The organism is Agriterribacter sp. (assembly GCF_035444585.1).
Lineage (GTDB): Bacteria > Bacteroidota > Bacteroidia > Chitinophagales > Chitinophagaceae > Agriterribacter.
In genome coordinates this window covers 1-11,592 of record NZ_DAOMOZ010000158.1, presented here as the reverse complement: position 1 = coordinate 11,592, position 11,592 = coordinate 1, and the positions used below count along the sequence as shown (strand labels likewise).

Annotated in this window: 12 protein-coding genes; 10 read left to right on the top strand and 2 right to left on the bottom strand. The window is 43.3% G+C overall.

Going from position 1 to position 11,592, the window contains the following annotated elements:
• Positions 1-82 precede the first annotated feature (82 nt).
• Positions 83-292 (top strand): hypothetical protein, encoded by a 210-nt coding sequence (locus PLH26_RS15600; protein WP_324586958.1) that lies wholly within the window; start codon positions 83-85, stop codon positions 290-292.
• A 14-nt stretch (positions 293-306) separates the two neighbouring features.
• On the opposite strand, the gene PLH26_RS15595 is transcribed toward PLH26_RS15600, so the two are convergent.
• Positions 307-1,206, bottom strand: coding sequence for a pirin family protein (locus PLH26_RS15595; protein ID WP_324586957.1), 900 nt, complete (start codon positions 1,204-1,206; stop codon positions 307-309).
• A gap of 385 nt (positions 1,207-1,591) precedes the next feature.
• Here PLH26_RS15595 and PLH26_RS15590 point away from each other — a divergent pair, with 385 nt between their 5' ends.
• From PLH26_RS15590 to PLH26_RS15550, 9 genes are all read left to right on the top strand, one after another.
• The gene (locus PLH26_RS15590; RefSeq protein WP_324586956.1) at positions 1,592-3,820 is read left to right on the top strand and encodes a beta-glucosidase; all 2,229 of its coding nucleotides are present in this window, start codon (positions 1,592-1,594) and stop codon (positions 3,818-3,820) included.
• Positions 3,821-3,829: 9 nt separating this feature from the next.
• Positions 3,830-4,309 (top strand): YqhA family protein, encoded by a 480-nt coding sequence (locus PLH26_RS15585; RefSeq protein ID WP_324586955.1) that lies wholly within the window; start codon positions 3,830-3,832, stop codon positions 4,307-4,309.
• A 70-nt stretch (positions 4,310-4,379) separates the two neighbouring features.
• A complete protein-coding gene (locus tag PLH26_RS15580; protein WP_324586954.1) occupies positions 4,380-5,222 on the top strand; it encodes a helix-turn-helix domain-containing protein in 843 nt (280 codons plus the stop codon).
• Between the two features lie 84 nt (positions 5,223-5,306).
• Positions 5,307-5,921: a cupin domain-containing protein gene (locus PLH26_RS15575; protein WP_324586953.1), complete on the top strand. Its 615-nt coding sequence runs from the start codon at positions 5,307-5,309 to the stop codon at positions 5,919-5,921.
• Between the two features lie 122 nt (positions 5,922-6,043).
• Positions 6,044-6,868 (top strand): helix-turn-helix domain-containing protein, encoded by an 825-nt coding sequence (locus PLH26_RS15570; RefSeq protein WP_324586952.1) that lies wholly within the window; start codon positions 6,044-6,046, stop codon positions 6,866-6,868.
• An 82-nt stretch (positions 6,869-6,950) separates the two neighbouring features.
• A complete protein-coding gene (locus PLH26_RS15565; protein ID WP_324586951.1) occupies positions 6,951-7,511 on the top strand; it encodes a cupin domain-containing protein in 561 nt (186 codons plus the stop codon).
• A gap of 433 nt (positions 7,512-7,944) precedes the next feature.
• Entirely contained in the window at positions 7,945-8,763 is an 819-nt protein-coding gene (locus PLH26_RS15560) for a polysaccharide deacetylase family protein (RefSeq protein ID WP_324586950.1), read from the top strand.
• Between the two features lie 18 nt (positions 8,764-8,781).
• Complete coding sequence (locus PLH26_RS15555; protein WP_324586949.1) at positions 8,782-9,318, top strand: ester cyclase; 537 nt, start codon at positions 8,782-8,784, stop codon at positions 9,316-9,318.
• A 207-nt stretch (positions 9,319-9,525) separates the two neighbouring features.
• On the top strand, positions 9,526-9,981 hold the full coding sequence (locus PLH26_RS15550) for a nuclear transport factor 2 family protein (RefSeq protein ID WP_324586948.1): 456 nt from the start codon (positions 9,526-9,528) through the stop codon (positions 9,979-9,981).
• Positions 9,982-9,986: 5 nt separating this feature from the next.
• Here the strand turns inward: PLH26_RS15550 and PLH26_RS15545 are convergent.
• Positions 9,987-11,592, bottom strand: a 1,606-nt coding sequence (locus PLH26_RS15545) for a M43 family zinc metalloprotease (protein WP_324586947.1), incomplete at its 5' end; no start/stop codon positions are given.

Sequence of the window (11,592 nt, the reverse complement as noted above, 5' to 3'; positions counted from 1 at the left end):
AGCCTAACGAACATTACCACCGTCAAAGACGGTGGGTTTCTAAGGTGTACTAAAGGATACTTCCGACACCTATGATGATGCCATGAATAAGCTGAAAGATGGCAAAAAAAGAGGCGATACCATTATTGGCCGGCTTGAAAAAATTAAGCAACTGGAAGCAACAACCAGTAAAACCATGCCCCAGCCATTGTTAACGGAAATTGAATTGCTGGAAGAGGACGATGAGGATGTTAAATTGCTGGATCAATCCAAGTCAGATGCTTTGGATGAAAAGCCACCTAAACTATTTTAGAATAAGTCCACTACTCATGAAAGCGGTTCCGGCGCCGGCTTCGACTTATCATCGGGCAGCGGAATGAATACTTTGTTGTCGTTGGGAGGAAGAATGATCCTGCCCTGCTTCCAGTCTTCTTTGGCCTGCTCAATACGTTCTTTGCGGGAAGAAACAAAATTCCACCAAATAAAACGCTCACCAAGGGGCTCACCACCCAGCAGCAAAAGCGTGGTTTTTTCTTCAGCGACAATAACCGGGTCAACACCCTTGCTGAACACCAGCATTTTGCCCTGGCTGTAGGTAACGCCCGAAAGCGATATGCTCCCCCTTACGATGTAAAAGCCACGCTCCCGGTGCTCTTTCGGAAGTCCGAACCTGGCGCCCTGTTGCAGCTCAACATGCAGGTAAAAAAGCGGGGAATGGGTTTTTACATTGCTTTGTAACCCGTAAGCATTGCCTGCTATCAGCCGCATCCATACCCCTGTATCAGTAAAAACAGGAAGCCGGTCGGGTGTATAATTGTCGAAGCCGGGTGCATCCTCTTCATTCTTTTCAGGCAGGGCTACCCAGGTTTGTATCATTTCCAGTCCCCCGGCCAACGCTGAAGGATCCTCAAACCTTTCGGAATGGGCAATGCCCCGGCCGGCAGTCATCCAGTTCACTTCACCCGGGAGAATGACCTGCTCCACGCCCAGGCTGTCGCGGTGCGTTACCTTTCCTCCAAACAGGTAACTAACGGTAGAAAGCCCGATATGCGGGTGCGGCAGCACATCCATACCGGAAACCGGTGCAATAGCGTCTGTAATCGGACCCGCATGATCCAAAAAAATAAAAGGACCTACCATCCTGCGCAGCCGGAAGGGAAGGATACGCTTCACTTTCATGTCGCGGCTGATAGCCGCATTGCGGGCTTCAATGACAATATCAAGCATAACATTTTTTTAATGACCATCAATAAAGTGTTTTCCTACACCAATTAACTGTTCTTATACCGTTAAGACCCGGAGTGAATATACGGAAAACATGCAAGAAAGGACGGGTCCCGGCTCCCATGAAGGTAGCCAGGGGAACAGAGCGATAAAGAATTTTTTCTAAATACTTCATTTTAAAAAAAAGAAATATTAGATTTAGTAACAAATTCAAACTATACCCAGCCGAACAATCCATACACTTCGTTTTACCTTCCTTCTTTCGTGATCTGTTGCCCTGTGCATTATTGACTGAACTGTGATACATATGCTTCGTTTTCGCATCCTGTGAAAACACTGTGCATGTTGTTATTCAACTCTGGCACCTGACTTTTAAAATTCATAAGCTATGTATAATTTACTATTCAACAATTGTACAAGCAGGCGTAAACGTAAAGCCCTTGTTCTCTGTGTAGCCCTTATACTCAACAGTATTTCACTTTCGTTAGCCCAACAAACATCACCGGATGTGATGGCAAAGGAAACGGAACAGAAAATGACCGATCGGGAGCGGTTCGCCATGATTACAAGCCTTATAGGGTATGTTCCGGCTCTTGGTATGCCCCGCGATAAACGTATCCCCGAGGGCACTACTATGAGCGCAGGCTATACGCCCGGTGTACCACGCCTGGGTGTACCTAACATACAAAGCAGTGATGCCAGTATGGGTGTTACCAACCCGGGTTATCGTCCCGATGATAAGGGTGCAACAGCCCTGCCCGCGTCCATATTGGTAGGCGCAAGTTTCAATCCTGAATTGGCTTACCAGGGAGGCGTTGTAATCGGGAAAGAAGCAAGAGCAAGGGGTTTTAACGTGATGCTGGCAGGTGGTATTAACCTGACCCGGGATCCCCGGAACGGGCGTAATTTCGAATACTATTCTGAAGATCCGCTGGTAAGCGCACTGCTTGCTGCCGGCGCCGTTAATGGTATTCAAAGCCAGAAGGTGATATCTACCCTAAAGCATTATACACTTAATTGTAATGAAACCAACCGTCACTGGTTAGATGCTGTTATTGATCCCGCGGCTCACCGGGAATCCGACTTGCTGGCATTCCAGATGGCCATAGAAAAATCAAACCCTGGTTCTATCATGAGCGGCTACAATAAAGTCAATGGAGAATATGCAGGTGGCAATGATTACCAGCTGAATAAATTATTAAAAGATACATGGGGATATAAAGGTTGGGTGATGTCTGACTGGGGAGCCGTTCCCAGTTGGACCTTTGCTTTAAAAGGACTTGACCAGGAATCCGGCATACAGGTGGACGTGCATACGTGGGGAGCGGAAGCATTTACCGACTCATTGCAGAACGCCTACAAAGCCGGCAATTTCACTAAGGAACGTTTATCCAATATGGTGCAGCGTATCCTGCGGTCCGTCTATGCTGTAGGGGTAGACAAATGGGAAGGAACGCCAACCGTTGATATGAGCAAACATAATGAAACCGCTTTGGCAACCGCCCGCCAGGGAATAGTGCTGTTGAAAAATGATGCGGCGCTGCCACTTTCAGTAAATGAACCCGTTAAAATTGCTGTAATCGGAGGGTATGCTCACCTGGGAGTGCCTACCGGTACAGGCTCTGGAGCCGTGCTTCCCGTAGGAGGCTATGCCGCTTCCATCAATGTAGGGGGTCCGGGTCTTATGGGCAATGCACGAAGTCTTTACCTGTTACCTTCATCGCCATTGGCAGAACTAAAAAAATTAATGCCAAATGCAACGGTAGAATTTGACCCCGGCTATATGATAGCAGAATCGAAGCTACTGGCAAAACGATCAGACATTGTGATCGTATTTGGCATCCGGGTGGAAGGTGAAGGCTCTGACCTGGCCGATATATCTTTGCCCTGGGGACAGGACGCCCTTATCAGCGAGGTAGCCTCAACCAACCCGAATACAATTGTAGTTCTGGAAACAGGTAACGCATCCTCAATGCCATGGCGTGGTAAAGTAAAAGCCATTTTGCAGGCCTGGTATCCCGGCCAGGCCGGTGGTACTGCCATTGCAGAGATCCTGACCGGTAAAGTAAATCCTTCCGGCAGGTTGCCTTTAACGTTTCCTGAAAGCCTGGAACAAACGCCAAGGCCTGAATTATCGGGTCTTGGAACGCCCTGGGGAACCCCCACCACCATTGTTTACAATGAAGGAGCCGATGCAGGATACCGTTGGTACGCAAAAAAGAATATTAAGCCCATGTATGCTTTTGGGTATGGATTAAGCTATACCAGCTTTTCGTATAGTGATCTTAAGGTGCAGGGAGGAAAAACAGTAACAGCGAGTTTTACCGTTACGAATACCGGTAATAGGGCAGGTGCGGATGTGCCGCAATTATATCTCACAAATGCAGCGGGTGAAAACAATATGCGTTTACTGGGATTTGAAAGAACAGAGCTTGCGCCGGGAGAAAGCAAGCAGGTAACACTTACAGCTGACCCGCGTTTATTAGCGCATTTTGATTGGGAGAAACAAAAATGGCAGATCAAAGCCGGCATCTACGAGATTGCGCTGGGGAAGTCTGCCGTTGAGCTGCAGCTCCATTCTTCGGTTAAATTAGCAGCGCAATTGTTTGGAAAGTAAATATCGTTTATGAAAAGCGTATTCAACGTATTGGTTGTGATCATCAACGTTATTGCGCTGCTTATTTTTGCTTCAGGCATTGTGATGACAATATTAGGCGGGTACGATTTTATAATGGCATTTTCTCATTTCAGCGCAGGCCAACATGAAACTGCCGGCCTGATGGCAGTTGACTTGTTGAATGCAGTTGATATTTTTCTGGTTGCTATCGTGTTTTATGTGCTTTCAATAGGAATTATGATATTGTTCAATAACCCCGGTGCAGCATTGCCGGTTAAATTGCCCGAATGGCTCAGCATTAAAAGCTTTCTTCACCTGAAAGTGATTCTGTGGGAAGCAATATTAACAACCCTTGTTGTATCTTATCTTGCTGCCCTTGCAGAAAAAAAGATCAATGGTATTGAAATAACATGGCAACACCTGATCGTGCCGGTAGCTGTTCTGCTTATCTCCCTAAGCCTGTTTCTTGTAAAGCGGGGTGAAAAATAACGAAGAACAAAAAACAAGAATGACAGCAGCCAACAAGTGCAATTCCCCAATTTTAAAAGTATAAAGTGCAATGATACCGGTACTTGTTAAGGATATATTCCCTAATGCTGCTCTGCAAAAGTATGTGCGTAAGTATCAGGTGTTTCGTTTTGTGTTTGACAAAAACATAATCCCACCATTTAAACGCCATTACCCAAGACCTGAACATTGCATTACCTTTTATATTAAGGACGTACAAAAATTCCAATATCGAAGTCCTGATATAATACGGTCTTATCCAAATTGCGTTATTAATGGCATGCATACAACCCCTGTTTATAGATATGGAGGAAACGATTTCCTTGCTATCAAAATAATTTTAAGACCTTCTGTTTTACATAAGTTATTGAAATTCCCAATATATGAGTTGACAAATTCATTTATAAATGCCGAAGACATTTGGGGTAAAGAGGTATCTACAGTTTGTGATTGTTTGAAAGAACTGGATAAATTATCCGGAATGGTAACCATAGTTGAAAATTTTGTTGAAAGCCAAATCAAAAAAATAAAAACGGATTATCAACCCATAGATAAAGTATCAGATTGGCTAATTGATGAAGAAAATAATGTCCCGATTGGCTGGCTTGCCAATCAATCTTGCTTAAGCACAAGGCAGTTTATTAGAAAATTTGAAGAGAGAATAGGAGTAAGCGCTAAAACTTTCGAGCGCATCATTCGCTTTGATAAAGCCTATCGTATGAAAAATCGCCATCCGGAGTACGACTGGCTGCTTATTGCTGTTTCATGCAATTACCACGACTATCAACACATGGTAAAAGATTTTAAAGAGTTTTCTAACCTTACACCGTGTTCTTTGTACGAATTAGAGTTAGATGCACCGGAACGCAGCTTCGGTTTCTCCTATCTAACTTAAATGTCACTTTTTTACCACTACAGCTTTAACAGGCATAAGTAAGTTTGCCTGCAAAACTATTTTATAACTTATAAATATTATTGTATGAAACGCCGCAATTTTCTTTCTGCAGGAGCTTTGGGCTTTTCGCTTTTATCCACGCCGAATTTTACTTCTGCACGAAACAATAATAATGAAGAACCGTTGCAACCTTTTTATATTCCACCACGTGAACCACTTATGCCCGGAGCCGGCAATGTGGATATCCGTACCATCATTCACTCCAGCCAAACAGGAAAACAATTATCAAACGTTGAAGTTGCCGTGGGGCCCAAACAAATGGGGCCATCTCCTCATATGCATGAAAATTTAGACGAACTTATGTACGTATTAGAAGGAACGGCAACAGTAATGATTGGAGAAAAGATATATGAAGTAGAAGCTGGCGGGTGGAATTTCCGTCCCAAACGCATTTTGCATTCATTCTGGAATGCGTCAGACAAACCTCTCCGGTTTATTGATTGCTTCTTTAATCAAAACTTCGAAGATTATTTAGAGGAATTATTTCATAAAATCATTCCGGATATGGTAAAAAATAACTCAACTCCCGAAACGCCTGAAATTGCCAACAAGATAGCTGCACTTGATAAAGCATTCGGTGTAACATGGTTCCATAATCAACGCCAGGCTATCATAGACAAGTATCAACTGCAGGGATAGATCCACTGCTGTTGCATAGCCATAACAACAGCAGGTTTGATGAATAGCTGCCGGATTGAAAATTGCAGAATAAAATCAGGTTGTGTAACTTTATTCTTCTTTGGTTGAAAGCAGGTCATAAAATGATTTACAGAATCATAAAGCCATCAGCACATTTACAACATTTCATTAAAGATTATTTATTACTGCATTTTACATTTGATAAAGCAGCTCCTGTTCCCGTTAAGCCTTTTCCCTCAAATACCTTACAGTGCATAGTGTTTTACATTAAAGGCTTTGTTACGGGCTATGAGCCGGTTACAGGCATAAGCAGGACTTTTCCGGCCATTGCTGTTAACGGTTCAATAACTTCAAGGCTCGACTACGCTGTTTCACACGACTACCTGATGCTATCAATAGGATTTCATCCGGGCGCCTTATCCAGATTTTTACGTTTGCCACTAAATGAATTCGTTGATGAACGCATAGATGCGGAAACCATTTTAAACCCCGAAATTCATTACGTGCAGCAACGCATGATGAACGCTTCTTCCTACGAAGAGATCCTGCACATTGCAGAAGCGTATCTTTGGATGCGAATACAAAAATTAAAAACAGATTTCTATCCCATTGACAGCATTATTAAACTGGTCTCTGAAAATCCGAATTTTCTTACTGTAGAAAAAATGGCAGGGGAATCCTGTTTGTCAATCAGCCAGTTTGAAAGGAAGTTTATACAACTGACGGGTATTACTCCAAAATTTTTTGCCCGCATCACCCGCTTTAATAATGCTTATCAGCTCAAAGACAAAAATCCGGGCAGTGATTGGCTGAGCATAGCACTTGAAGCTGGTTATTATGATTATCAGCATCTTGTGAAAGATTTTAAGCAATTCGCAAAAGCCACTCCTCATTCTTTACTGGAAGCACAAGCGTATTCGCCGGAAAGGATCCTGGGCATAGGCTAAAACTTGCCGATTTTTTACCACCTGCGTATGTCATCAGCAAAATATTTTTGTTCAGCTATTATTCATTACAAAATATTTTGACATGAAACGCCGTAATTTTCTTCAAAGCACATTATCAACCTTATCTTTAACCGGTGTTTCAATACCGTTGCTCTCACAAAACACTTTATCAAAAAAAGCTTTCAGAACAAAAGCCCTGGAAACCCGTTATAAAGAAAAAATTACTATAGCAAATGCACCCATTGATTTTAAGCTGTTGAGCAACGATACTGAAGACCGGTTATCAATTTTTATCAGTACCAATAATCTAAAAGGATTTGGCCCGCCGCTGCATTTACATCATACGTTTGATGAATTTTTTTGCGTTCTTGACGGGGAATTTTTATTTCAGGTGGAAGATGAGATCTTTGAAATGGAAAGCGGCGACAGCTTATTTGTTCCAAGAAATGTAAAACATTGTTTTAATTGTAACGGCGCAACCGCCGGAACTTTACTGGTGGGAATTTCACCAGCCCAAAAAACAGAGGCTTTTTTTGCAGGGATGGGTAAGCTATTGTCAAACCGGGAGATGCCTGATATGGCAATCCTGCAGGCACTATACAAGAACTATGATTCGGAAATAGTTGGATCATCCCTGAAATAAGAACAATTTTACAGCCGCGCCGGTCTTTAACCCGTGGAGGCCTCAGCAAGGCAGGTAAGAATTATAAAAGCAGAATGAGATCTGAATTTAATAATTTATTTCGTTGTGCGGAATTTCATTAAAATCTCATGCGGCTAATGCAAAACACCGGCGATAAAGAAAATTTTATAAATGCTTTATTTCTTTAAAAAGAAATATTAGATTTAGTAACAATTTCGCTCTCCTCTGTAACCTGCAAACTTCATTTTTATTCTTTCACGATCTGTTGCCTTATGCATTATTATTGGTCTGAACAATAAACCGCATCCTTCGTTTTCGATCCCTGTGATAACCTGTACATGCCATTATCCAAATCGGGAGGAATATTATGTTGAGCCGCGAAATAGTTTTATGAAGATCTTCTGAATTACCGGACTGCTCAAAATTTTTACCAATGAATTATAAAACAGATATGCTTGTCATTCTAACAGTTGTCTTTTTTTTGTATACTGTTGGGCAGGCAAAAAAGGTCAACAGCTCAAAAAAAGCTATCATTTGCCTTACATATGATGACGGTTTAGCAACCCAACTTTCAACCGCTATTCCACAATTGGACTCAGTAGGCCTAAAAGGAACGTTCTTTCTCAACTCCATTCAGGGATCCTCTCAATCTAATGTGATTGGACAAACTCCTGAAGCAGTACTTGGCTGGACAAATGCGGCTAAGAACGGGCATGAACTGGCGAATCATACTTTGTTTCATGCCTGCCCCGAAAAATTAGGCTGGGACAAAACCGTTTCAATTGAAAATTATACTATTGACCAGATCATCAAAGAAATTAACGCGGAAAATATCATCCTTTCTTTACTCGATCCAAAAACAAAAAGAAGGTCATTTGCGTTTCCGTGTAACAACGTTTTCATTGCGGGCACCGATTATTCGAAAATCATTAAGGATAAAGAATTAGTGGCATTTGGCAGGACAGGCGGAAATAACGCCAGCATTGTTACCGATTTTGAACACGTCAACACAATGCAAGTTCCATCCTGGCATGTCTGGACGGGCACAACATCAAACGAACTTATTGCTTTTGCTGAAAAAGCAAGGGAAGCAGGAGGAATGGGTGTTTATCAGTTTCACGGCATTGGCGGACAAATATTTGAAATTTCAGGTGAAACACATCAGGCTTTTTTGAAGTACTTAAAAGCACATGAAAGCGATTACTGGGTGGCCACTTTTTCAGAAGCAATGGAATTTATCACTGAACAATAAAATACCAAACCGAATAATATGAAGCCTTTATTATTAACCGGCGTTTTACTTACATTCTTTACCGGCTGCGGAGAAAATAACAGCACTTCGCACCCGGCAACAGACAGGAATGCCACAGCTTCAGTACGTACCGAAGAAAGCAAAGAAGAAAGAAACAAGCAAACTGCGCTGCTTTGCATCAAATCGTGGGGAACGGGAAATATGAACGAAATAGTAAAGCATCTTGCAATAAACACAGTTGACTATGGAGACGGGAGCACACCACCTGCAAGGGGAATAGATACTGTAAAATCATTTATGAATTTGTGGCGGTTTTCAGTAGAGGAGTACAAATCTGCAAATGAGCTGGCCGTTTCTGACAGCGATTATGTTTTTATTTATGCAGACTGGTCCGGGAGGTTTAAAAGTGATTTTATGGGAATGAAAACGGCAGGAAAATCTTTCAGGTTTAAGGACGTGGATATTTTCAGGTTCGATGACGAAGGGAAAATAACAGAGCATCGGGCAGTCCTGTTCAGTACGATGCTAAGAGACCTGGCTACAAGGCAGGAATAAGGTGGCTACATACCCGGATCAATTTTATGGTATTGCAGATCCCGGCTGTTGATCAATGCCGGAAAATGAAGCATGGCAATATTCGTCCGGAAGAATGTGCTGCTGCAAAAATGGTTTATGACGTGGCCTGTAAACTATATGATGAAATCATTCAAACATCTCCAGACAAATAATTGCAAACCCAGTTGCACAGGTAAATAAATTCATATGAAATACTCGCTCAACCTTTTAATTGGTTCAGCGTGCCTGGCATGCATTACAAGCTTTGCATCTGCCCAGGATCACAGGGAGGCTGAAATAAGGAAGATGGAAAAAATGGAAAGAGAATCTGTTTTAAAAAGCGATTCCACGGTACTGTTTGATAAAATATGGTCATCAACCATGATCATAAACACACCGGCCAATAAAGTTGGAACAGTAGAAGGAACAAAAGCCCACCTGCGGTCTGGTGGTTTGAATTATCTTTCATTTGAAAGAGACATTGAAATAATAACGTTCCACGATAACATTGCAGTGGTTATGGGCGGTGAAATAATCAAGCCGCAGGGTCACCAGGTGAATGCGGGAAAGACGGTCAGCAGGCGATTCACGCATGTATGGTTATATAAAAACAACAGGTGGAGTCTCATCGCCAGGCAGGCAACAATTATAAAGGTTGAATGAAAACCCTAATTCATCTTCAGCACTTTCTGTGTTATCGTTTTGTCGGTATATACCAGTTGCACAATGTATATACCCGAAGCCATGCGGCTGAGATCAATGGGTATATAGTTCAGCGTGGTGGAGGCATTGTATTGCGCCTTCCACACCACCTGCCCGGTGCTGCTGTATACCGCCACACCCCTTAATGTGGAGGAAGCGGGATAATGCTGTACGGTCAGCAAGCCGGTTGTGGGATTGGGTGCAATAAGATAGCCCTGCTCTTTTAAGCGCCCCGGCAGGCTGCGGGCATAAATATTGATGTCGTCTATATACACATTGTTCCCATAACCGTTAATGTTGCGGAACTGCACTATAATGTTGTCGTATTTCCCTTTTACAAAAGCGCTGATATCGGCAGTATCCGCTACCCATTCATTGGCCGTGGGAATATACTCCGCCGTTGTAAAATCAGGACGCGTTTTTAAATCCGCTCCTCCTTTTTTATATACAGATGTAAACGTTTGACCGCAATCGGTGGAAAACAAAATTTCAAGCGTATCGGAATTGATGCTGCTGTATTGTGCAGCCGCCCGCCAGAAAGTGATCTTAACCGAATCGGCAGCAAGCGGTATCGCCAGTTGCGGCGTAACAAGCATGCTATTTTTCCGGAACAACTGGTAATTATAATTATCAAACTTTACAGAAGCAGTGCCGGAATGTGCAGCGTTGGTTACCCGCACGGGATTGTATTCTATAACGTCGCTGTTATTGGCTATCCCCCATCCTTGTGGCGGAAATGCTGCAGATTCAAAGCCATTTACCAGGGGCTCATTTGCATTGCCAACAACAGAAAATACCATGGTTGCCGTATCGTTCAAAGTCTGCTGGTCGGCCGCGCCATTGGGAAGCGTAGTATATATTTTTATGGTATGATGCCCTGCGGCAACCGTAATGGCGTTGCCTGAGAGCGTGGTTTCCTGTAAAGAAGGAAGGTTAAGGTTAAGGTTGGTAACAACGGGCTCACCGCCATCCACAGCTACATTAATCCTGACGCTGGTTAAAGGCAAAGCGCCCAGATTGCGGATGGTTAACCGCGGAATGATGCTTGCGGCACAATGGACATTGGCGTTTGAAGGCGATGCAACAGAGAGTGCCTTGACATCATTATTGTACAACACAGGAGGTACACAACCATTTGAGCTCATCAGTTGCATACGGTCCGGAAAAGTACTTAAGGCGGTTTCCATACGGTCGGCCTGCCCTTCCGTAAACAGGCACATAGCAGCATCATCCACATAATCCATGAAGTTCATGAACATTATACCTGCCGCCGTGTTTGTACAGGCATCTGTTTGTGGAAATGTTGGTGTGCCATAAGTACATTTATCCTGGTTAGGGGTATCATCCACAAAATCGGAATCGGAGCAGGATGCCACACATTCGTTGGAACCCCAGGTATGCCAAAGATTAAAAAAATGACCGATCTCATGTGTGGCAGTACGGCCTTTGTTGAAAGGCGCCACCGCCGTACCGATGGTCCCGAATGCCTGGTATGCAGTTACCAGTCCTACATCCGAAGCTGCCAGCCCGGGTAAGCCGGGCATAAAAGAGTAGCCCAGGTCGTTGTCTCCC